Annotated in this window: 17 protein-coding genes; 13 read left to right on the forward strand and 4 right to left on the reverse strand. The window is 65.9% G+C overall.

The window, feature by feature from the left end; translation table 11 throughout:
• Positions 1–64: 64 nt before the first annotated feature.
• Positions 65–580 (reverse strand): phasin family protein, encoded by a 516-nt coding sequence (locus tag KIT53_RS04100; protein ID WP_297748076.1) that lies wholly within the window; start codon positions 578–580, stop codon positions 65–67.
• A 206-nt stretch (positions 581–786) separates the two neighbouring features.
• On the opposite strand from KIT53_RS04100, the gene KIT53_RS04105 reads away from it, so the two are divergent.
• The 11 genes from KIT53_RS04105 (at position 787) to KIT53_RS04155 (ending at position 14,786) form a co-directional block, all read left to right on the forward strand.
• The gene (locus KIT53_RS04105) at positions 787–2,772 is read left to right on the forward strand and encodes an SDR family oxidoreductase (RefSeq protein ID WP_297748079.1); all 1,986 of its coding nucleotides are present in this window, start codon (positions 787–789) and stop codon (positions 2,770–2,772) included.
• A 153-nt stretch (positions 2,773–2,925) separates the two neighbouring features.
• Positions 2,926–3,825 (forward strand): acetylglutamate kinase, encoded by a 900-nt coding sequence (gene argB / locus KIT53_RS04110; RefSeq protein ID WP_297748083.1) that lies wholly within the window; start codon positions 2,926–2,928, stop codon positions 3,823–3,825.
• 121 nt (positions 3,826–3,946) lie between these two features.
• Positions 3,947–4,639: a response regulator transcription factor gene (locus KIT53_RS04115; protein WP_297748085.1), complete on the forward strand. Its 693-nt coding sequence runs from the start codon at positions 3,947–3,949 to the stop codon at positions 4,637–4,639.
• Positions 4,623–6,110 carry an ATP-binding protein gene (locus tag KIT53_RS04120; RefSeq protein WP_297748088.1) on the forward strand — a complete coding sequence of 496 codons (1,488 nt, stop codon included), beginning with the start codon at positions 4,623–4,625 and terminating at the stop codon, positions 6,108–6,110. The genes KIT53_RS04115 and KIT53_RS04120 overlap by 17 nt, the downstream gene beginning before the upstream one ends.
• 124 nt (positions 6,111–6,234) lie before the next feature.
• The gene (slmA, locus tag KIT53_RS04125; RefSeq protein WP_297748092.1) at positions 6,235–6,930 is read left to right on the forward strand and encodes a nucleoid occlusion factor SlmA; all 696 of its coding nucleotides are present in this window, start codon (positions 6,235–6,237) and stop codon (positions 6,928–6,930) included.
• A gap of 179 nt (positions 6,931–7,109) precedes the next feature.
• Positions 7,110–7,805 (forward strand): TetR/AcrR family transcriptional regulator, encoded by a 696-nt coding sequence (locus KIT53_RS04130; RefSeq protein WP_297748095.1) that lies wholly within the window; start codon positions 7,110–7,112, stop codon positions 7,803–7,805.
• Positions 7,806–7,845: 40 nt separating this feature from the next.
• Positions 7,846–9,642 carry an acyl-CoA dehydrogenase C-terminal domain-containing protein gene (locus KIT53_RS04135; RefSeq protein ID WP_297748097.1) on the forward strand — a complete coding sequence of 599 codons (1,797 nt, stop codon included), beginning with the start codon at positions 7,846–7,848 and terminating at the stop codon, positions 9,640–9,642.
• 114 nt (positions 9,643–9,756) lie between these two features.
• Positions 9,757–10,197 (forward strand): DUF2147 domain-containing protein, encoded by a 441-nt coding sequence (locus KIT53_RS04140; RefSeq protein ID WP_297748100.1) that lies wholly within the window; start codon positions 9,757–9,759, stop codon positions 10,195–10,197.
• Positions 10,198–10,327: 130 nt separating this feature from the next.
• Positions 10,328–12,727, forward strand: coding sequence for a 3-hydroxyacyl-CoA dehydrogenase/enoyl-CoA hydratase family protein (locus KIT53_RS04145; RefSeq protein WP_297748103.1), 2,400 nt, complete (start codon positions 10,328–10,330; stop codon positions 12,725–12,727).
• 14 nt (positions 12,728–12,741) lie between these two features.
• Positions 12,742–13,950: an acetyl-CoA C-acyltransferase gene (locus KIT53_RS04150; RefSeq protein ID WP_297748106.1), complete on the forward strand. Its 1,209-nt coding sequence runs from the start codon at positions 12,742–12,744 to the stop codon at positions 13,948–13,950.
• A 2-nt stretch (positions 13,951–13,952) separates the two neighbouring features.
• Positions 13,953–14,786 (forward strand): thioesterase family protein, encoded by an 834-nt coding sequence (locus KIT53_RS04155; RefSeq protein WP_297748109.1) that lies wholly within the window; start codon positions 13,953–13,955, stop codon positions 14,784–14,786.
• Positions 14,787–14,799: 13 nt separating this feature from the next.
• On the opposite strand, the gene KIT53_RS04160 is transcribed toward KIT53_RS04155, so the two are convergent.
• Entirely contained in the window at positions 14,800–17,100 is a 2,301-nt protein-coding gene (locus tag KIT53_RS04160) for a patatin-like phospholipase family protein (RefSeq protein ID WP_297748112.1), read from the reverse strand.
• A 180-nt stretch (positions 17,101–17,280) separates the two neighbouring features.
• Between KIT53_RS04160 and KIT53_RS04165 the strand changes: the two genes are divergently transcribed.
• Entirely contained in the window at positions 17,281–18,045 is a 765-nt protein-coding gene (locus tag KIT53_RS04165) for an enoyl-CoA hydratase (protein WP_297748114.1), read from the forward strand.
• A 110-nt stretch (positions 18,046–18,155) separates the two neighbouring features.
• On the opposite strand, the gene KIT53_RS04170 is transcribed toward KIT53_RS04165, so the two are convergent.
• The gene (locus KIT53_RS04170) at positions 18,156–19,922 is read right to left on the reverse strand and encodes a tannase/feruloyl esterase family alpha/beta hydrolase (protein ID WP_297748117.1); all 1,767 of its coding nucleotides are present in this window, start codon (positions 19,920–19,922) and stop codon (positions 18,156–18,158) included.
• A 166-nt stretch (positions 19,923–20,088) separates the two neighbouring features.
• On the opposite strand from KIT53_RS04170, the gene KIT53_RS04175 reads away from it, so the two are divergent.
• Positions 20,089–20,691 carry a MarR family transcriptional regulator gene (locus KIT53_RS04175; RefSeq protein ID WP_297748120.1) on the forward strand — a complete coding sequence of 201 codons (603 nt, stop codon included), beginning with the start codon at positions 20,089–20,091 and terminating at the stop codon, positions 20,689–20,691.
• A 50-nt stretch (positions 20,692–20,741) separates the two neighbouring features.
• On the opposite strand, the gene KIT53_RS04180 is transcribed toward KIT53_RS04175, so the two are convergent.
• Entirely contained in the window at positions 20,742–21,437 is a 696-nt protein-coding gene (locus KIT53_RS04180; protein WP_297748122.1) for a glutathione S-transferase family protein, read from the reverse strand.
• Positions 21,438–21,449 lie beyond the last annotated feature (12 nt).

Consider the following 21,449-nt stretch of genomic DNA (forward strand, 5'->3'; position numbering starts at 1 on the left):
GGGACGCCACGCAAAAAAGGGGCGTCAAGCGCCCCTGTCTGCCGAACCGGGAATCCACCTGGATTCAGGCGGTCTTGCTGCCGCGGCTGGTTTTGCGAGGGGCCTTGGCGGCGGCCTTCTTCGCTGGCGCAGCGGCTTTGCGGGGAGCCGGCTTGTCGCTCAGCCGCTGCACCTGTGCATGCAGTGCGTCGATGCGTTCGATCAGGGCATCCACGTCACGGGCGGAAGGCACGCCCAGCTTGTTCAGCGCTTTGGAAACGCGCTCCTCGAAGATGTTTTCCAGCTTGTCCCACTGGCCGGCGGCCTTGGAGGAAATGTCGGTGGCCATGCTGGTCACGCGGCTGGTCGCTTCGGTCAGGCGTTCCTCGGCCGCGGCCTGGGTCTTGCGCTGGATCGTCATGCCCTCCTTGACCAGTGTCTCGAAAGCCTTGCCGCCTTCTTCCTGCGCCTTGGCAAATGCGCCCAGGCCGGCCAGCCAGATCTGCTGCGCCGAGTCCTTGATGGCGCCAGCCAGCGGAGACCCCGAGGCGGATGCGGACGATGAGGGTTTGCTGCCGGACTTCTGGATCTTCTTGACCATGGAGGGCTCCTGTCGTTGGGGGGAGAGGCGTTGGCGGTACGTGGCTTTGCCACGGCGTGCGGGCACTGTACGGCGCGTCGCGCGCGCCTGTGTAGGGGAGCAAGACTAAACGCAGCGCCGGCCTGGCCGGCGCGGGTTTGTGCGGAATGCGGTGCCTGCGCGCATGGGGAAGAATGGCAAGTTCCCAACGACCCTGGAGATCACCCATGCAGTACTTCGTCACCGGTGCCACCGGCTTCATTGGCAAGCGCCTCGTTGGCAGGCTGTTGCAGCGCAAGGGAGCCGTGGTGCATTTCCTGATCCGTCAGGAAAGCGAAGGCAAGGTGGCGGCCCTGCGCGAGTACTGGGGCGTGGGCGAGTCGCGCGCAGTGCCGGTGTTCGGCGACCTCACGGGCAAGAAGCTGGGGGTGTCGTCCGACGCGATCAAGGCACTCAAAGGACAGATCGACCACTTCTACCACCTGGCCGCAGTGTACGACCTGGAGGCGGATGAAGAAAGCCAGATCGCGGTGAACGTGGACGGGACGCGCAACACGGTGGAGTTCGCCAAGGCCATTGCCGCCGGGCACTTCCACCATGTGTCCTCGATCGCTGCGGCCGGACTGTACGAGGGCGTTTTTCGCGAGGACATGTTCGAGGAGGCCGAGAACATCGACCATCCCTACTTCATGACCAAGCATGAAAGCGAGAAGATCGTTCGCCAGGAGTGCAAGGTGCCCTGGACCGTGTACCGGCCCGCCGCCGTGGTGGGAGACTCGCGCACCGGAGAGATGGACAAGATCGATGGCCCCTACTACTTCTTCAAGCTGATCCAGCGGTTGCGCCAGATCCTGCCTCCCTGGATGCCCAGCGTGGGGCTGGAGGGCGGGCGCATCAACATCGTTCCGGTGGATTTCGTGGTCGATGCGCTGGACCACATCAGCCACCAAAAGCGAGAAGGCGGCAAGTGCTTCCACCTGGTGGATCCCATGGGCTATCGGGTGGGCGACGTGCTCGACATTCTCAGCAAGGCCGCGCACGCCCCCAAGATGAATCTGTTCGTCAACGCTGCGCTGCTGGGCTTCATTCCCAGGAGCGTGAAAAAGGGGCTGATGGCGCTGGCCCCGGTGCGGCGGGTCTACCGTGCGGTCATGCAGGACCTCGGCCTGCCCGAGGACATGATGACCTTCGTGAACTACCCCACGCGCTTCGATTGCCGGGAAACCCTGGCCGCGCTCAAGGGCAGTGGCATCGCCTGCCCCAACCTGAACGACTACGCCTGGCGCCTGTGGGACTACTGGGAGCGCCACCTGGACCCCGATCTGCACATCGATCGCAGCCTGCGCGGGACGGTGGCCGGCAAGGTCGTTCTGGTCACCGGCGGAAGTTCGGGCATCGGTCTGGCGGCGGCCCACAAGTTCGCCGAGGCCGGGGCCATCACCATCATCTGTGGTCGCGACCAGGACAAGCTCGACGAGGCCTGCAAGGAGGCCAAAGACCGGGGCCACGCTTTCATTGCCTACCCGGCCGATATCGCCGACATGGCCAACTGCGACCGCTTCGTGCAACTCCTGATCCAGAACCATGGTGGCGTGGACTTCCTCGTCAACAACGCGGGGCGCTCCATTCGCCGCGCCATCGAAGGCAGCTACGACCGTTTCCACGATTTCGAGCGCACCATGCAGCTCAACTACTTCGGCTGCCTGCGGGTGACCATGGGCCTGCTGCCCGGCATGGTGGCGCGCAAGCGCGGGCATGTCGTCAACATCAGTTCCATCGGTGTTCTCACCAACGCGCCGCGCTTTTCGGCCTATGTGGCGAGCAAGGCCGCCCTCGACGCCTGGACGCGCTGTGCCTCCAGCGAGTTTGCGGACCAGGGCATCACCTTCACGACGATCAACATGCCGCTGGTTCGCACGCCGATGATCGCTCCCACCAAGATCTACCAGAACGTACCCACGCTCTCGCCGGAGGAGGCGGCCGACATGATCGCGCAGGCCTGCATCTTCCGTCCGGTGCGCATTGCCACGCGCCTGGGGGTGACCGGGCAGGTGATGCATGCGCTGGTGCCGCGCGTGGCGCAGATCGTGATGAACACCAGTTTCCGCATGTTCCCTGACTCGGCGGCCGCCAAGGGCGAGAAGGGCGCGAAGCCCCAGCTCTCACCCGAGGCGGTGGCCATGCAGCAGATGATGCGCGGAATCCATTTCTGAAGCGCCCCCGTCGCGCTTCTCGCGACCCCCTCAGGGGCAACACCAGCGGCCCGGCCAAGCCGGTCCCGCGGTGTTTCTGGATCGGGGTGGGTTGGCGGGCGTGTCTTGTGTCGGCCCTAGAATTTGGTTTTGCCCGCCTTTGCAGGACCTTTCATGACCGAGCCCACCGACATCACCTCCATTGCCCCGCGCGACAAGGCCGAGATCCTGGCGCAGGCTCTGCCCTACATCCGCAAGTACCATGGCAAGACCATGGTCATCAAGTACGGCGGCAACGCCATGACCGATCCGGCCCTTCAGCAGGATTTCGCGGAAGACGTGGTGTTGCTCAAGCTGGTTGGCATCAACCCGGTGGTGGTGCACGGCGGGGGTCCGCAGATCGAAACCTTGCTCAAACGCCTGGGCAAGCAGGGGCAGTTCATCCAGGGCATGCGCGTGACCGACCCCGAAACCATGGAAGTGGTGGAGTGGGTGCTGGCCGGCGAGGTGCAGCAGGACATCGTGGGGTTGATCAACCAGGCTGGCGGCAAGGCGGTCGGCCTGACCGGCCGCGACGGCGCCATGATCCGAGCGCGCAAGCTGCGCATGACCGACCAGAGGGACCCGAACCTGGAGCACGACGTAGGGCAGGTCGGCGACATCGTCAGCATCGATCCGGCCGTGGTCCAGGCGCTGCAGGACGACCAGTTCATCCCGGTGGTCAGCCCGATCGGCTTTGGTGAACAGAACGAAAGCTACAACATCAATGCCGATGTTGTCGCCGCCAAGCTGGCCACCGTGCTGCAGGCGGAGAAGCTGCTCATGCTCACCAACATCCGCGGCGTGCTGGACAAGGCCGGCCAGTTGCTCACCGAACTCACGCCGCGCGGCATCGACGAGCTCGTGGAGGACGGCACCATCTCCGGCGGCATGATTCCCAAGATCGCGGGGGCGCTGGATGCGGCCAAGAGCGGCGTCAACGCCGTGCACATCATCGACGGACGCGTTCCGCACGCCCTGCTTCTGGAAGTGCTGGGCAACGAGCCTTTCGGGACGATGATCAGGTCGCACTGAAATGGACATCTGCGCGCCAGCCTGCCCACCGACCCAGGGCCTCCGAGGACGCGGCCGCGCCGGGCACTGGGTGCGCCTGTTTCCAGGAACGTGCGCCAGCTGCGGCAGGGGGCAAGCTTAGATGCGCCTGCTTCTGGTTGAAGACGACGTGATGGTTGCCAGCGGCATCAAGCTCGGCCTGAGCGATGCCGGTTACACCGTGGACTGGGTCGGCAGCGCCGAGAGAGCCGCACAGGCACTGGCCAGCGACAGTTTCGATCTGGCCATTGTCGACCTCGGACTGCCCGGCATCGATGGCCTGGAGTTGACGAGGCGCCTGCGTGTGGCCGGCATGGAGATGCCTGTGCTGATCCTGACGGCACGCGATGCCCTGCACGATCGGGTGCAGGGCCTGGACCTGGGGGCGGACGACTACATGATCAAACCCTTTGAGCTGCCTGAGCTGCTGGCGCGCCTGCGTGCGCTGTTGCGCCGCTCGCAGGCCGCGACTTCCGCCGTGCTGAGTTTTGGCCCGCTGGAGATGAACACCGCTCAAAGGCGCGCCACCCTGGGTGGGCAGACCATGGAGTTGGGACCGCGCGAGTGGACCGTGCTGGAGTACCTGCTGATGCAGGTGCCCAAGCCCGCCGCCAAGGACAAGCTGCTGCAGGTGCTGACCGGCTGGGACAAGGAAATCACACCCAACGCGATCGAGGTCTACGTGTCACGCCTGCGTGCCAAGCTGGAACCCGCTGGCGTGAGCCTGCGCGCGATTCGCGGTTTTGGCTACCGGCTTGAACTGGCCGAGCAGGCCGGCCATGTCCTCCCCCAGTGACGCGCTGGCGCCGCGCGGCGTGATCTGGGGGCTGCAGCGCCGCCTGCTGGTCCTGCTGCTGTTCACGATCGGCGTCATCGCGGGTGTCAGCATCTTCTTCCACTACCAGAGCGCGGGCACCGCCGCGCTGCAACTGGACCAGCGCCTGCTCAGACTGGTGCCGATGCTGGCCGACTCGGTCGTGGTCACCCGGCTGGATACACGGCAGGACGCGCGCCTGGAAGACCCCGTTCTGCAATCTGACGATGTGCTCAACGAACCCGATTTGGCCATGCTGCTGGCGCCACCGGTCGTCGAGTTCCTGTCCGAACGGCGGGGCTACGCCGCGTTCGGCGTGCTCAACGCGCAGGGCAGCCAACTGCTGGGCGAGCGCTGGCTGCCCACCGTGTTGCCAGCGACCCGGGATCCCGAGTTCCTCAGCGTTGTCGAAGGAGGTGTCACCTACCGCGTGGTCGCCCAGCGGGTCACCACCGAGGCGGGAGACCTCATCGTCATGCTGGCCGATGGATCTGATGCCAACCAGCAGTGGCTGGGCAATGTGCTGTTGCGCGTCCTGCTGCCCAATCTGGTGCTCTTTGCCGTGGCGGCGGTGGTGGCCACCTGGGGAGTGGCGCGGGCGCTGCAGCCACTGATCGAACTCAAGGAAGCGGTGGAGAACCGGTCGCCGCGCGACCTCAGTCCCATCGACGTCGGCGATGTGCCTGCCGAGGTACGGCCTCTGGTGGTGTCGCTCAACCGGCTCTTCGCACTGGTCAACGCGCAGACGGAGACGCAGCAGCGCTTCGTGGCCGATGCCGCACACCAGTTGCGCACGCCGCTGGCGGGTCTGCAGGCGCAGGTGGAGGCCTGGGCACAGGCCGCTCGCAGCAAGGAAGGGGGCGATCTGCTGAGCCTGCGCGCGGACCAGGTGCTGCGGCTGCGTGACGCCACGCGAAGAACGTCGCAGTTGGCCAACCAACTGCTGGCGCTGTCCCGCGCCGATGCGCTCAGCGCGGACACCCAGCCCACGCAGCGCGTGGACCTGCAAGCCCTGTGCGAGAACATATTGGCGCTCTTCCTGGACGCGGCAACGGGCAAGCGGCTGGATCTCGGCCTGGAGACCCAGCCCGCGCAAACACTGGGCCATGCGTGGTTGCTGCGAGAGCTCCTGAGCAACCTGGTGGACAACGCCGTCAAATACACGCCCGCAGGCGGCCGCATCACCCTGCGCTGCGGCGTGGACCAGGGGCCGCGTGGTCCTCGGGCGTGGCTGGAGGTTGAGGACGATGGCGTCGGTATTTCGCCTCGGGAACGCTCGCGGGTGCTGCAGCGCTTCTACCGGGTGCAGGGCACGGCTGGCGAGGGCAACGGCCTGGGCCTGGCGATCGCCGACGAGATCGCGCGTGCGCACCGCACCTACCTGCATCTCGACAGCGGCCCCGATGGCCAGGGACTGCGGGTGCGTGTGGCTTTCGAGGCGGTCACTTACTGACTCCCCACAGGCCGGTCGTGCTTGCGGTGGCCGGATGCAACGCTGTGCGAGAATCGTTGCGAAAGACAACCGACCGGGGCCGGGCATGCGGTCCGGCAGCTCATCACGAACGGACCGATCACCCATGACCTCCAACGTCCCTGAGTCCCCGTCCCCCGCCGACGATGCGGCGCAGGAAGCCGCCGACGCCATCGCGGCGGCTGCGCAGACCGACGGGCCCACGGCGCGCAAACGCCCCAAGCCCGGTGAACGGCGAGTGCAGATTCTTCAGGCCCTGGCCACCATGCTGGAGCAGCCCGGTGCCGAACGCATCACCACCGCCGCGCTGGCCGCGCGCCTGGAGGTGAGCGAGGCAGCGCTCTACCGCCACTTTGCGAGCAAGGCCCAGATGTTTGAAGGGCTGATCGAATTCATCGAGCAGTCGGTCTTTGGCCTGATCAACCAGCTTGGCGAACGCGAGCCCGATGCCACGCTGCGCTCGCGCAAACTGGTCACCCTGCTGCTGCAGTTCGGCGAGAAGAACCCAGGCATGACGCGCGTCATGGTGGGAGACGCGCTGGTGTTCGAGAACGAACGCCTGCAGCAGCGCATGAATCTCTTTTTCGACAAGATCGAGTCCGCCTTGCGGCAGAACCTGCGGGAGTCCTCCGTCGTGGCCGGAGCGGCCACGCCCACGGTGGATGCCCAGGCCGATGCCTCCGTGGTCACGGCCTTCTGCGTGGGTCGCCTGCAGCGCTTCGCGCGCAGTGGCTTCAAGCGCCAGCCTTGCGAAAACCTGGACCACAGCCTGTCCCTGCTGCTGCCTGGCGGACGTCTCTGAGCGACAGCGGCTGGAGGCAGCCGTCCGGGTGTGACATTTAGGGCACCGTCCCTAGACAAAGCCCGAAGAAAAAGCCCTTCCCTCGCACGAAGGGCTTTTTTTGCGGTAAAAATAGCACGGTCGTTCGATTCATTCGGCGGCAGTGCCACTCCCCCCAATTGCCACGAGGACCGACCCGCATGAGTGTGACCACGCCCGCGCGCCGCGCGCGATCCGATGCATCGGCCCACAAGCCGCTGCAGAAGGGCCAGCAGACCAAGGCCGCCATCGTGGATGCCGCCCTTGGCCTGGCCACGCAGATCGGCCTGGAGGGTTTGTCCATAGGCGCCCTGGCCGAGGTGATGCAGATGAGCAAGTCCGGCGTGTTCGCGCACTTCGGTTCGCGCGAGGAGCTCCAGATTTCGGTGGTGCGCGAATACCACACGCGCTTCGAGGACGAGGTGTTCTATCCCGCCCTGCAGGTGCCGCGTGGGCTGCCTCGTTTGCGCGCGCTTTTCGACAATTGGATGAAGCGCACCTCGGTGGAACTGGACTCTGGCTGCATCTATATCAGCGGTGCGGTCGAGTTCGACGACCGACCCGGCCCGGTGCGTGATGAGCTGGCCAGCTCGGTCAACACCTGGCTGACCGCCATGCGCCGCGCCATCGAGATGGCGATCCAGGAAGGACACCTGAACGCTGGCACGGACGCCGCGCAGATGGCTTTCGAAGTGCATGCCCTGATACTGGCCCTGCACTACGAAGCGCGCTTCCTGCGCACGCCTGGTTCGGTGCAGCGCGCGCTGGTGGCCTTCGACAGCATCGTTCAGCGGCATGGTGGTAAGCCTGCCGTGCTGCCACCCCGATCGTCCGGCTCCGCGCCTGCGCGGAGCTGACCCCCGTTTTCGCTTTCACAAACCCAGCAAAGGAGTCCCCATGCCTGTTTACAACCCCCCTCTGCGAGACATGCAGTTTGTGATGCACGAAGTGCTCAAGGTCACGGAAGACTTCAAGTCCATTCCGCAACACGCCGAGACCGACGTCGACACCATCAACGCGGTGCTTGAGGAGGCCGGCAAGTTCGCCACCCAGGTCATCTTCCCGCTCAACATCAGCGGCGACACCGAAGGCTGCAAGCTCGACCGCCAGACGCACGAGGTGACCACGCCCAAAGGTTTCAAGGAGGCGTACAAGACCTACGTGGAAGGCGGTTGGGCCGCGCTGTCCTGCGACCCTGAGTACGGCGGCCAGGGTTTGCCGCTGGTGGTGAATCAGTGCCTGTATGAAATGATGAACTCGGCCAACCAGGCCTGGACCATGTACCCTGGCCTGACGCACGGTGCCTATGCCGCGCTGCACACCTACGGGACGGAAGAGCAGAAGAAGACCTATCTGCCCAAGATGACCAGCGGCGAATGGACCGGCACCATGTGCCTGACCGAGCCGCACTGCGGTACCGACCTGGGCCTGATGCGCACCAAGGCAGAACCGCAGCCCGACGGCACCTACAAGCTCACCGGCAACAAGATCTTCATCAGTGCCGGTGAACACGACATGGCCGACAACATCGTCCACCTGGTGCTGGCCCGGTTGCCCGACGCGCCTCCCGGGATCAAGGGCGTGAGCCTGTTCGTCGTTCCCAAGTACCTGCCCAAGGCGGATGGCTCGCTCGGCGAACGCAATGCCATCCACTGTGGTGGCCTGGAGCACAAGATGGGCATCCATGGCAATGCCACCGCGCAGATCGTGATCGACGGCGCCATCGGCACGCTGGTGGGCCAGCCCAACAAGGGCATGCAGGCCATGTTCGTGATGATGAATGCCGCGCGCCTGGGCGTGGGCAACCAGTCCCTGGGGCTGACCGAAGTGGCGTTCCAGAACGCGCTGGCCTACGCCAAGGACCGTCTCCAGATGCGCTCGCTGACCGGCCCCAAGGCCAAGGACAAGCCGGCCGATCCCATCATCGTGCACCCGGACGTGCGCCGCATGCTGCTCACCGCCAAGGCCTATGCCGAAGGCGGCCGTGCGCTGGCCATCTTCTGCTCGGTGCTGCTGGAGAAGGTGCACCACCATCCGGACGAGAAAGTGCGCAAGGACAGCGACGAGATGCTCTCGCTGCTGACACCCATTACCAAGGCCTTCCTGACCGACAACGGCTACAACGCCACCACCCAGTGCCAGCAGGTGTTTGGCGGCCACGGCTACATCAAGGAATGGGGCATGGAGCAGTTCGTGCGCGATGCCCGCATCAACATGATCTACGAAGGCACCAACACCATCCAGGCGCTGGACCTGTTGGGCCGCAAGGTGCTGGGCAACAACGGCGCCACGCTCAAGAAGTTCGGCAAGCTGGTGGGTGCGCTGGTGCAGGAAGAGGGCGTGAACGAGAAGATGGCCGAGTTCATCAACCCGTTGGCGGGCCTGGGCGAGCAGATCACCAAGTTCACCACCGAGATCGGCTTCAAGGGTTTGCAGAATGCGGACGAGGTGGGGGCCGCGGCGGTCGACTACCTGCGTGTGGCAGGCCACCTGGTGTTTGGCTACTTCTGGGCCCGCATGGCCCAGGTGGCGCTGCGCGAGATCGCGGCCGGCAGCACCGACCCGTTCTACACCGCCAAGCTGCAGACGGCCCGCTTCTACTTCGCCAAGCTGTTCCCGGAGACGGCGTCCCTCATGCGCACGGCCCGGGCGGGCTCCAAGGCGCTGATGGACACCGACGCGGCACTGGCGTGAAATGGAACACCCCAGCGGCGCTGCGCGCCAACCCCTCAAGGGGCACACCAGCGGTCTGGCAAAGCCAGTTCCGCGGTGTTACTGGATTGAGTTTTTCACACCCAGGAGACAAACATGACCAAGATCGCTCTGACCGCCGTTGCCCTTTCACTGGCCTCCCTGTCCGCGTTCGCGCAGATGTCCCCCGTGGGGCTGTGGAAAACCATTGACGACGACACCAAGAAGGAAAAGTCGCTGGTGCGGATCACCGAGAGCAACGGTGTGTACAGCGGCACGATCGAGAAACTGCTCGATCCCGCCACCAAGCAGGACGCGGTGTGCGACAAATGCACCGATGAGCGCAAGGACAAGCCCATCCTGGGCATGAACATCCTGCGCAACCTGAAACAGAACGCCGAGGACAAGGGCATCTACGACGGTGGCGACATCGTCGATCCGAACAACGGCAAGGTCTACCGCACGCGCCTCAAGCCTGTGGAGGATGGCAAGAAGCTGGAGATGCGTGGCTACATCGGACCGTTCTACCGCACGCAAGTCTGGCATCGCGTGGAGTAATGAAGACATCCCAACCGTGCTGCGCGCGACCCTTCCTGAGAGCGGTGCCTGCAGCCCGACAAGCCGGTTCCGCGGCTTCTCCCGACAACCACCCCTCGCGTGTTGCATGACGCGCAAAGGAATCTGATCAATGAACCGATTTCAAGTGAAGAAAGTCGCCGTGCTCGGCGCCGGTGTGATGGGCGCGCAGATCGCCGCGCACCTGGTCAATGTCAAGGTGCCGGTGGTGCTGTTTGACCTGCCGGCGAAGGAAGGTCCCAGGAATGGCATCGTCACCCGCGCGGTGGAAGGCCTGAAGAAGCTCAAGCCGTCGCCGCTGGGCGTGGCGGAGGACGCGGACCTCATCGGACAGGCCAACTACGAAGAGCACATGGCGCAGTTGCGCGACTGCGACCTGATCATCGAGGCCATTGCCGAGCGCATGGACTGGAAGCTGGACCTGTACCAGAAGATCGCGCCCTTCGTGGCCGAGCACGCCATCGTTGCCTCCAACACCTCGGGCCTGTCGATCACGAAGCTGTCACAGGCGCTGCCCGAAGCGATCAAGCCGCGCTTCTGTGGCATCCATTTCTTCAATCCGCCGCGCTACATGACGCTGGTGGAGCTGATTGCCACGCCGACCACCGAGCCGCAGATCCTCAACGACCTGGAGACCTTCGTCACCAGCAGCCTGGGCAAGGGTGTGGTGCGCGCCAAGGACACGCCCAACTTCGTGGCCAACCGCATTGGCATCGCCGGCATGCTGGCCACGATGAAAGAGGTTGAGAACTTCGGCCTGTCTTTCGACGTGGTGGACGATCTGACCGGCAAGCGCCTGGGGCGGGCCAGCAGCGGCACCTTCCGCACCGCCGATGTGGTGGGCCTGGACACCATGGCCCACGTGGTCAAGACGCTGCAGGACAACCTGAGCCTGGAGAGCGATCCCTTCTACGGCAGCTTCGGCACGCCGCCGGTGCTGGCGCGCCTGCTGGAGCTCAAAAACCTGGGCCAGAAGACCGGTGCCGGTTTCTACAAGAAGGTCGGGCGCGACATCCTGCGTTTCGACCTCGCGAGCGACGACTACGTGCCTTCCGGAGAGAAGGCCGATGAAGTCTATGGCCGCATGCTCAAGCGCCCCGCCGCCGAGCGACTTCGCCTGCTGCGCCATGCCGAAGGACCACAGGGCCAGTTCCTGTGGGCGATCCTGCGCAACAGCTTCCATTACGCTGCCGTGCACCTGAGCCACATTGCCGAGACCGCGCGCGACGTGGACCAGGCCATGCGCTGGGGGTTCGGCATGAAGCAAGGGCCCTTCGAGCTCTGGCAGGAAGCGGGCTGGCTGGAGGTGGCGAAGATGGTCCAGGAGGACATCGACGCCGGCAAGGCACTTTGCAAGGCACCGCTGCCCGACTGGGTGTTCAAGGGCCCGGTCGCGGAGGCGGGGGGCGTGCACACCGCGCAGGGTTCGTGGAATCCGTCCAAGGGCGTGTTCGAGCCGCGGCGGCTGCTGCCGGTGTACCAGCGCCAGCATTTTCCCGAGTTGCTGTTGGGCGAAGCCGGGCCGAAATTCGAGACCGCCGGCAAGACGCTGGATGAAAACGACGGCATGCGCCTGTGGACGCTGGACGACGAAGTGCTCATCTTCAGCATCAAGACCAAGATGCACGCCATCAGCCCTGAGGTCTGCGAAGGCCTGATGGCCGCCGTCGACCTCGCCGAGAAGGAGTACCAGGGCCTGGTGATCTGGTCGGGTGACGAGCCCTTCAGCGCTGGCGCCGACCTGCAGGCCATGCTGCCCGCGTTCATGGCGGTGGGTGTCACCGCGATCGAAGACGCCGAGGGCTTCATGCAGCAGACCATGCTGCGCCTGCGCTATGCCGCCGTGCCCGTGGTGTCGGCCGTGCGTGGCCTCGCGCTGGGTGGCGGCTGCGAACTGGCGGTGCACAGCGCGCGCCGCGTGGTGCACATGGAAAGCTACATCGGCCTGGTCGAGGTCGGTGTCGGCCTGGTTCCCGGAGCAGGCGGCCTGACCTACATCGCCCGGCGTGCGGCCGAGAACGCCGAGACTTCCACGGGCAAGGACCTGCTGCCCTTCCTCACCGAAGGCTTCACCGCAGCCGCCATGGCCAAGGTCGGTACCAGCGCGCTGGAATCGCGCAAGCTGGGCTATGTGCTGCATTCGGATGTGATCGTCCCGCACAAGGACGAACTGCTCTTCGTCGCCATCAACGAGGCCCGCAGCCTTTACAACGGAGGCTACCGCGCGCCGCACAAGCGGCAGTTCCCGGTGGCCGGCCGCGATGGCAAGGCCACCATCATGGGCAGTCTGGTCAACATGCGCGACGGGGGCTTCATCAGCCAGCACGACTTCCACATCGCCAGCCTGATCGCCAATGTGGTCACCGGTGGCGACGTGGAACCCGGCACGCTGGTGAACGAGGAGTACCTGATGACGCTGGAGCGCCGTGCGTTCTGCTCGCTCATCGTGCACCCCAAGACGCAGGAGCGCATTCTCGGCATGCTCAACACGGGCAAGCCAGTCAGGAACTGAGACGAGGACACGGTATGAGCAAACAGATTCAAGACGCCTACATCGTCGCCGCCACCCGCACCCCCATTGGCCGCTCGCACAAGGGTTCCTTCAGGCACCTGCGCCCGGACGACATGCTGGCCCTCGCGCTGCGCTCCGCGCTGGCGCAAGCGCCCGGCCTGGACCCCAAGGCCATCGAGGATGTGATCTGCGGTTGCGCCATCCCCGAGGCCCAGCAGGGCCTCAACGTCGCGCGCATCGGCGCCATCCTCGCGGGCCTGCCCAACAGCGTGGGTGGCATCACCGTCAACCGCTTCTGCGCATCCGGACTTTCGGCGGTGCAGATGGCCGCTGACCGCATCCGCGTGGGCGAGGCCGACGTGATGGTTGCGGCCGGGACCGAGAGCATGAGCATGGTGCCCATGATGGGCAACTCACCCAGCCTCTCTCCCACCATCTTCACCAATACCGACGATGTGGACAGCTACAGCATCGCCTACGGCATGGGGCTGACCGCGGAGAAGGTGGCGCAGAAGTGGAAAGTCTCGCGCGAGGCGCAGGACGCCTTTGCCCTGCAGTCGCACCAGCGCGCCGTGTTGGCCATGAAGAATGGCGAGTTCACCGACGAGATCACGCCGGTGGAGGTCACCGAGCGCAGCGTGGACCTGGACAGCGCGGAAGTCTCCACCCGCACGCGCACCGTGAACCTGGACGAGGGTGCGCGGCCCGATACCTCCCTGGAAGGCCTGGCCAAGCTGCGCACCGTGTTCGCCGCGCGCGGTTCGGTGACCGCGGGCAACAGCTCGCAGACCAGCGACGGCGCGGGTGCGCTGATCCTGGCGAGCGAATCGGCCATCCAGCGCTTCGGGCTCAAGCCGCTGGCACGCTTCGTGAGCTACGCCTCGCGCGGCGTGCCGCCTCATCTGATGGGCATAGGCCCCATCGAGGCGGTGCCGGCCGCGCTGAAGTACGCCGGCCTCCGGCAGGACGATATCGACTGGTTCGAGCTCAACGAAGCCTTTGCCGCCCAGTCCCTCGCCGTGATCAACAGCCTGGGCCTGGACCCGGCCAAGGTCAACCCCATGGGCGGCGCGATCGCTCTGGGCCACCCGCTGGGCGCCACCGGTGCCATACGCTCGGCCACCGTGGTGCATGCGCTGCGCCGTCACAACAAGAAGTACGGCATGGTCACCATGTGCGTGGGCATGGGTCAGGGCGCCGCCGGCATCTTCGAGCGCGTGTGAACATGTCCGCACCGCACACCTTCGACCAGGCGATCGCACTGGCGGCGCAGAGCGGCGAGGCCGATGGCCGTTACCGGGGCCAGACCTCGCCGGCCTACGGCAACATGGTCGGGCCGTTCGGTGGGGTCACTGCGGCCACGGTTTTGCATGCCGTGTTGCGGCACCCGGCCCTGCTCGGCGAACCGGTGGCGCTGACGGTGAACTTCGCCGCCGCGCTCGCTGACGGTCCGTTCACCGTGGAGGCGCGTCCCGTGCGCACCAACCGCTCCACGCAGCACTGGGTGCTGGAGATCGTGCAAGCCGATGCGCAAGGGCTGCCGACCACGGTGCTGACCGGTACCGCCGTCACGGCCGCACGGCGCCAGACCTGGAGCGTGGACGACGAGCCCATGCCCCAGGTGCCCGCGCCCGCAGCGGTGCCGCCGCGCGAGATTCCCACCACCGTGCAATGGGTGCGGCGCTACGACATGCGGCCCGTCGAGGGCAACATACCGGCGGTGTGGGACGGCAGCGGAGACGCCAGCCGCAGCACGCTGTGGGTGCGCGACAACCCGCCACGCGCGCTGGATTTCCTCAGCCTGACCGCGCTGTCCGATGTGTTCTTCCCGCGCGTCTGGCTGCGCCGCGCCCAGCCCGTGCCTGCGGGCACGGTGTCCATGACGGTGTACTTCCATGCCGGCTCGGCGCAACTGGCCGCCGTGGGCAGCGGCTGGCTGCTCGGGCAGGCCCGCGCGCAGGCGCTGCGCAACGGCTTCTTCGACCAGACCGCGCTGCTCTGGAGCGAGTCCGGCGAACTGCTGGTCACCACACACCAGATCGTCTACTACAAGGAATGAGCGGCCGGCGGCCTCAGGGCCTGCCCAGGAACAGGTAGAGCCCGGTGTAGCCGCGCGGCGCGCTCACGATGCTCAGGTACAACGGCCCGATGCCGGTGTCCGCGCCGATGAACAGGCTGCTCCCGGCACGCAGCTTGCGCAGCGTGATGTCGCTGCGCTGAGACCAGGCATTGCCTGCCTCCAGCGAGCCACCCACGAAAAGCGCGCGGGCCACGCCCACGTTCCAGGGCAGGCGCTGGTAGTAGGTGAGGCGGCCGAACAGCAGGTAGTTGCCCGCCACCTGGCCTACTCGGTAGCCCGACAGTTGCTGGAAGCCGCCCAGCGCGTATTCATCGATCGCCCCGATAGGAATCTGACTGGCATAGGCAAAGCGCGCACCGACGTTGAAGGTGTGCGGGCCCCAGGACTTCACTCCCGTGGCGGTTCCCTCCAGCCGGGTGAAGCTGCTGCTGCCGGTGGCCACGCCCTCGAAGGAGCGGCGGCCGAGCACCAGTTCGCCCTTGGCGCGGTAGCCGCGCGAGGGAAAGTTGGCGTAGTCCAACTGGTCGGCGATGATGGCCGCTCGCACACCCACCTCGGTCCACAACAGAGACCCGACGAGGTCTTCCGGTTCCACGCCGGCGATGATGTCGGGCGTGACCTTGCGGCTGGCCGCCACCAGGCCCACGCGCATGTCGCCCACATTGCCCAGCAGGCCCATGGGCCAGCCCATGTCCAGGCCCACTTGAATCCCCTGGCGCTGTACCAGCGCAGCCGTCTGGCCGCTCTCGGTGTAGAGCTCCACGCGGCGCAGGCTGGCGTCCACGTAGCCGGCGACGAAACGGTCGCTCTTGAGCGTCAGCGGCTGGTAGATCTCGGAGTACAGGCCCAGCGTCTCACCGAGCTGCACGCGGTTGCGCCATTCGGCGCCACTCTCGTTGAGCCAGTGCCGGTTGTGGCTGATGCGCAGGTTGAACGCGCCCTGGCCCTGGAAGTCGGTGCGCAGGTCCAGGCCCAGGCGCAGGTAGTTGGGGCCCCAGGTGTTCTCGCGCAGGCGCAGCGTCAGGTCCTCGGTGCCGTCGTCGCGGCGGCTCAGGCTGTAGTCCACCCGCTCGTAGTCGCCCAGGGCGGCCAGCTTCTGCATGTCGCGTTCCAGCGTGGGCACGTCCAGACGCTGGCCCGGGGCGATGTCCAGCGTGGAGGAGAGGCGCTCGGCGCGGGCGGCGTCCACCCCCTCGAACTTCACCGAGGCCACGGCGCCGATGCGGCCGGTGTTGGCCTTTTCCTGCGCCTCCCGCGCCTGCGCCCAGCGCTGGTAGGCGGGCGCGTCCACCGCGAAGCGCGCCAGGGCCTCGCCGACGGTGCGGGCGTAGTCGTTGCCGATCTGCACCAGCTCCCGTGACCTGCCGAAATCCGCCGAAGTGAGCTGGCCCAGCGGGGGCTGCAGCAGCAGGTCCCGGGGCGTCAGCGTGGCAATGCTGGCCTGAACATTCTGTTCGGTGAGGATGTTGACCATCTGCATGGTCACGCCAAACACCGTGCCCAGCGTTTCGCGGCCGGCCAGCGGCGTGCCGATGTTCACCGCAATGATGACCTCGGCGCCCATGCGGCGCGCCACGTCCACCGGCAGGTTGTTCACCAGGCCACCATCTCCCAGCAACTGCCCGTCCACCTCCAGTGGCGCAAAGACGCCCGGCACCGACATGCTCGCGCGCAGAGCGGCCGCCAGGTCACCGTGGTCCAGCACCACCGCCTTGCCGGTCTCCATGTCCGTGGCCACCGCACGGAAGGGTGTGGGCAGGCCGTCGAAACTCGCCAGATGGCGGGTGGACAAGGTGTAGCGCCGCAACAGCATTTCCAGCGAACGGGTGGAAATGGCGCCGCTGGGCAGGATGAACTCCCCATCGCGAAAGCCCAGCGTGAGCACGGGCGACAGTTCGAAGTCCTCTTCCTTCCTGCGCTGGGAGAGCATCTGCCGCGGCTCGCGCCGGTCAAACAGATTGCCCCACTCCACGCCCAGGATCTCCCGCTCCAGATCGTCGGCCGTCATGCCACTGGCGTAGAGGCCGCCGATGATGGCGCCCATGGACGTTCCCACGATCAGGTCGACCGGGACACGGGCAGCCTCCAGGGCCTTGAGCACGCCCACGTGGGCAAAGCCCCGGGCGCCGCCTCCCGAGAGCACCAGTCCGACCCGTGGGCGTTGCGGCGCGGCCGCACCGGTCTCGCCGGGCGCGGACGGCGTCTGCTGGGCCATGACCGACGTGGCCGACACGGCCAGCAGCAGGCCCAGGCAGTGGAGGAAGGCGAGGCGGGCAAAGCGGCGGGATGGCATGGGCGTGACATCGGCAGACGGGGAGGGGAGCCGCAAGTGTAGGGCCCACCCACGGCCTGCCCCGCGGTGGAAACATGCTGTCACGCAGCGGTCAGTCCCTGGAGGAGGCGCTCCTCGGGCAGGGGCTTGTTCGTGGTAATTTGCGGACCTCCCCATTCGCCAACACGAGACCATCCATCCATGAGCGACATCCTCGTCCACACCGAAGCCGGCGTCGGCACCATCACATTCAACCGCCCCGACAAGAAGAACTCCATCACCTCGGCCATGTACGGTGCGCTGGCCGACGCGCTCGCCACCGCGCAGGCCGATCCCAGCGTGCGCTGCGTGGTGCTGCAAGGCAGCGAGACCATCTTCAGTGCGGGCAACGACATCGCCGACTTCCTCAACAACCCGCCCGCTGCCGCCGATGCCCCGGTATTCCGCTTCCTGCGGGGCATCGCACAGTTTCCCAAACCCCTCATTGCCGCTGTCTGTGGTCCGGCCGTGGGTGTGGGAACCACGCTGCTGTTCCACTGCGACCTGGTCTACGCGGGCGACAACGCCGCCTTCTCCATGCCCTTCGTCAACCTCGGGCTGTGCCCCGAAGCCGCTTCCAGCCTGCTGGTGCCGCAGATGCTGGGCTACCACCGCGCCGCCGAAGCCTTGTTGCTGGGGGAACCTTTCATGGCGGAGGCCGCGCTGGAGGTGGGGTTGGTCAACCGCGTTCTGCCACCGTCGGAGACCACCGGGTACGCCCAGTCCGTGGCCCGCAAGCTGGCGGCCAAACCGTTGAGCGCGCTGGTGGAGACCAAGCGCCTCATGAAGAAGAACCAGAACGCGCAGGTGCTGGCGGTGATGGACGAAGAGGCGGTCAGCTTTGGCCGCATGCTGCAGGAACCCGCGGCGCGCGAGGCCTTTGGTGCGTTCATGGAACGCCGCAAACCCGACTTTTCCAAACTGTGACCCCACCCTATGGCCGCTGACGGCCATCACCGCCTCCAAAGCAGAAGGCCTCGCATGTGCGAGGCCTTCTTTCTGGTGTTCAGCCCGTCAGGACAGGGCGGTCAATCAAGTCAGTCCGCGCACGTGTAGGACTCTGCCAACGCCGCATCGCCCGAGACGTACTTGGGGTATTGCGGATAGGAGCACATCGGCAAAGCCTTGGCGCCCGCCGTCACCGTGGGGTTCTTGCTCGGTGCCTCGTTGCGCTCCACCCAGTCGACGACCATCTGCAGGCCATTGAACGCGTTCGGAATCGCCACCGATGGGATGGTGTCGCCGTCGCCGTTCACCCCCAGGTTGGTGCCTGACAGACCATGCCCGGTCTGCGGCAGCACCCACAGGCGAGCAAAGGCGTCCACCACCGGGCGTGTCATCTTGTCGAGCACCGACTGGTAGTAGTCCAACTGCGCTCCTGTGGACGCCAGGCTGTCGTTCGAGCCGATGGTGATCACCACCTTGCCTCCGCGCTTGTAGAACGTCGTCAGGTCCGGGTTGGTGGCATCGAGGTGCTTCGAGATCTGTTCCCGGCGTGCGTTGAGCGTGCCGCCTTCCACGTAGTCCAGTGGGTTGGCGCTCAGGTTCTTGAACAGGAAGCCCGTCACACCCAGAATGCCCAGGTGGCTGTGGATGGTGGCCCCCGGGTCGGCACCTTCCTGGCCCACGTGGCGGGTGTTGATCAACAGGCCCGAGCCACCAGGGTCGGTCGTGGGAGCCCACATGCCGAACGAGGTGACGCCGTTGGCCAGCGGTGTGGCGAAGTTGTAGGGCGAGTAGATGAACTTCAGCGTTTCGATCTGGCCATCGGTGAAGCAGGCGCTTGCCGTGTTGTCCGTCGGATTGGGGTCGATGTTGTCCGGGCAGCGCTTGCTCAGCCACGGGTTGCGGCCCGGCGTACCGGCCTTGACGTTGAAGATGTCGCGGCAAGCCTGGTAGTTGTTGATGATGCCGTCGGCCAGGCCATCGAGCTTGTCGCACTGACGCATGAACTCCTGGCGTATCGCCGCCACCTTGACGGGCGGCACCCAGTTCGCCAGCGGCTTTTCCTGGATACGGATCAGTTCCGGCGCCAGCATCAGGGTTGAAAAGTTGACGATCGGCACCGTGAGCGCCGCGCCATCGTAGTCGGCCGGGTAACGCTGCATCACCGTCAGGCCTTCCCGGCCACCTTGCGAACCACCTTGCCAGTAGGTGAAGCGGGGCTTTTCGCCGTACATGCGCTCGACCAGTTTCACGCCCACATCGCGGGTCTTCTTCATCTGCATGAAGCCCAGGTTCATCATGGCTTCTTCGTTCAGGGCCCAGGTCGAGTCCAGGAAGCTGTGGCCCGAGTCGCTGCCCCAGGTGGCGGCACCCAGCGCAAGGATGGCTGCCGAGGGGTTCCCCGGTGGGAAACCGTTCATGCCGCCACCGCCCGTGTGTACCGCGCGCAGGCTCCAGCTCGACGGCAATGACACACGGAAATTGATGGGCGGGGCACTGGGGTCCACCGCGTAGATGGCACCCGTGATCGAGCAATAGGCCTGGTTGGAACCTGCGGCAGCCGTCCAGGTGGGGGCGTTCAGCGTCACCGCTGCCACCGGCTCGCCAATGTCACCAACCGGCACGGCCGTGCCCAGCTTGGCGCTCGTGCAATCGGTTTGCTCAATGAGCTTGGGAGCTGCCGCTGGCAGCAGAGAGCCTGGCGCGGCGATGACGAGGGAGGGTTCGACCGGTGTGGTGGGCGTGGTGGGTGTGGTTGGCGTCGACGGTGTGGCGACGTCTCCTCCTCCCCCTCCGCACGCCGCGAGCAAAACCGCAGTACTGGCCGCTGCGAAAGCGGCCATCTTGATCTGAAGCATGGCAGTCTCCTACGTGTGTTTGTGATTTCTTGCGGGTAACTTACGTCACTTGCGCGCCGGAAGATTAGTTCAGTTAACTAAATAAATAGACTGGGGAATACCCTCAGATCCGAAGCAGGCAGAATTCACGCTCTCCCGGTGCATCCCGCGGCGGGGGGAGAACCTCATGGAAAAAAAACGCAGTCCCAAGACGCCAACCTCCGGAAGCCGCGGGAGCGCGCCGCGGCCGCGCAGCGGAGCCCAGCCACCGCCCGTGACGGATAAAAAGGCAACGACCAGGGCAGCACGTTCCCGTGCCGAGGAATCCAAGCTCGCTGAGATCTCGACTCCAGCAGGGCGTTTGCGAGAAGGGGCCTTGCAGCAACTGCTGGGCTACCAGCTTGCCCAGGCATCCATCGTCACCATCGGCCTGTTCCAGGAGGAGGTGGGTGACCCGCACGGCCTGCGGACGGTGGAGTACACCCTGCTGGCGCTGATCGAGGCCAATCCACGCGTGTCACCCGCCCACCTCACCAAGGCGCTTGGACTCAGTGCGCCCTACATCACCAACGGCCTTGACAAGCTCGCTGGCAGAGGGTTGATAGTTCGTGAAACAAACGAAAATGACCGAAGGGGCTTCCATCTCTCGGTCACCGAAAAGGGCGAAGCCCTCGCCCGGCAGCTCACCACGCAGTTGCTTGAGAGCGAGCGCGCGCGCTTCAAGACCCTGACATCCGCCGAGTACCTCATGCTCGCGGAACTGCTGCACAAGCTGGCCCGCTCGCGTTGAGCGGCCGGCCGCCCGGTCCGCTGGACCGAGGGCTTGTCAACCTCTCATGATCAGCCCGCAGCGGGGTCGAAGAAACGCGGTGCCAGACCCGCGCGCCCCGGATAGAAGCGGAACCAGGGGCGGGCCTGGTCGATGGTGCGGACCACTGCGGGGTGCTCCATCAGCCGGTCGAAATAGGCTGCCAGGTGCGCATGCGGCGAGGGCAGCGGGACATAGGTCACCGCGTAGAACAGGGCCGGTGCGGCGGCGCAGTCCGCCAGGCTGAAGGTGTCTCCCGCCACCCAGGTCCTGTTGCTCGCGCGCAGGTGTCCGTCGATCAGCGCGTACGTCGACAGCAGGCGCTCCCGCGCCTGATCCACCCCTCGCGCATCGCGTTCACCCTCGGGCCGCAGCAGGTCCGCCGTGAAAGCCTGCATCGGCGTCATCACGTACAGGTCGAACACCCGGTCCCACAGGCGCACCTCCAGCGCCGCGTCCGGGTCCGTTGGAATCAGCGCCTGTCCGTTGCGCGCGTGTTGGCGCTGCGCATGCTCGATGATCACGCTCGCCTCGGGAATGGCCCTGCCTTCGTCCACCAGCAGAGGCATCTTGCCCACCGGCCACAGGGCCAGAAAAGCGGCGCGCTCTGCCGGGTCCATCAGATCGAGCAGGCGCTTCTCCACGGAAACGCCCAGCACGTCGAGCGCGATCAGGACCTTGTGGCAATAGGACGAGAGCGGGTGGTAGTGCAGAACCGGGGTGGCCATGAGACGTCTCCA

The organism is Hydrogenophaga sp., assembly GCF_026125785.1.
Lineage (GTDB): Bacteria > Pseudomonadota > Gammaproteobacteria > Burkholderiales > Burkholderiaceae_C > Hydrogenophaga.

Coding starts and splice junctions, on each gene's coding strand:
- KIT53_RS04150 (WP_297748106.1), top strand. CDS start 12,742: ATGAGCAAACAGATTCAAGACGCCTACATCGTCGCCGCCACCCGCACC.
- KIT53_RS04105 (WP_297748079.1), top strand. CDS start 787: ATGCAGTACTTCGTCACCGGTGCCACCGGCTTCATTGGCAAGCGCCTC.
- KIT53_RS04135 (WP_297748097.1), top strand. CDS start 7,846: ATGCCTGTTTACAACCCCCCTCTGCGAGACATGCAGTTTGTGATGCAC.
- KIT53_RS04145 (WP_297748103.1), top strand. CDS start 10,328: ATGAACCGATTTCAAGTGAAGAAAGTCGCCGTGCTCGGCGCCGGTGTG.
- argB (WP_297748083.1), top strand. CDS start 2,926: ATGACCGAGCCCACCGACATCACCTCCATTGCCCCGCGCGACAAGGCC.
- KIT53_RS04170 (WP_297748117.1), bottom strand. CDS start 19,922: ATGCTTCAGATCAAGATGGCCGCTTTCGCAGCGGCCAGTACTGCGGTT.
- slmA (WP_297748092.1), top strand. CDS start 6,235: ATGACCTCCAACGTCCCTGAGTCCCCGTCCCCCGCCGACGATGCGGCG.
- KIT53_RS04175 (WP_297748120.1), top strand. CDS start 20,089: ATGGAAAAAAAACGCAGTCCCAAGACGCCAACCTCCGGAAGCCGCGGG.
- KIT53_RS04120 (WP_297748088.1), top strand. CDS start 4,623: ATGTCCTCCCCCAGTGACGCGCTGGCGCCGCGCGGCGTGATCTGGGGG.
- KIT53_RS04160 (WP_297748112.1), bottom strand. CDS start 17,100: ATGCCATCCCGCCGCTTTGCCCGCCTCGCCTTCCTCCACTGCCTGGGC.
- KIT53_RS04165 (WP_297748114.1), top strand. CDS start 17,281: ATGAGCGACATCCTCGTCCACACCGAAGCCGGCGTCGGCACCATCACA.
- KIT53_RS04115 (WP_297748085.1), top strand. CDS start 3,947: ATGCGCCTGCTTCTGGTTGAAGACGACGTGATGGTTGCCAGCGGCATC.
- KIT53_RS04100 (WP_297748076.1), bottom strand. CDS start 580: ATGGTCAAGAAGATCCAGAAGTCCGGCAGCAAACCCTCATCGTCCGCA.
- KIT53_RS04180 (WP_297748122.1), bottom strand. CDS start 21,437: ATGGCCACCCCGGTTCTGCACTACCACCCGCTCTCGTCCTATTGCCAC.
- KIT53_RS04130 (WP_297748095.1), top strand. CDS start 7,110: ATGAGTGTGACCACGCCCGCGCGCCGCGCGCGATCCGATGCATCGGCC.
- KIT53_RS04140 (WP_297748100.1), top strand. CDS start 9,757: ATGACCAAGATCGCTCTGACCGCCGTTGCCCTTTCACTGGCCTCCCTG.
- KIT53_RS04155 (WP_297748109.1), top strand. CDS start 13,953: ATGTCCGCACCGCACACCTTCGACCAGGCGATCGCACTGGCGGCGCAG.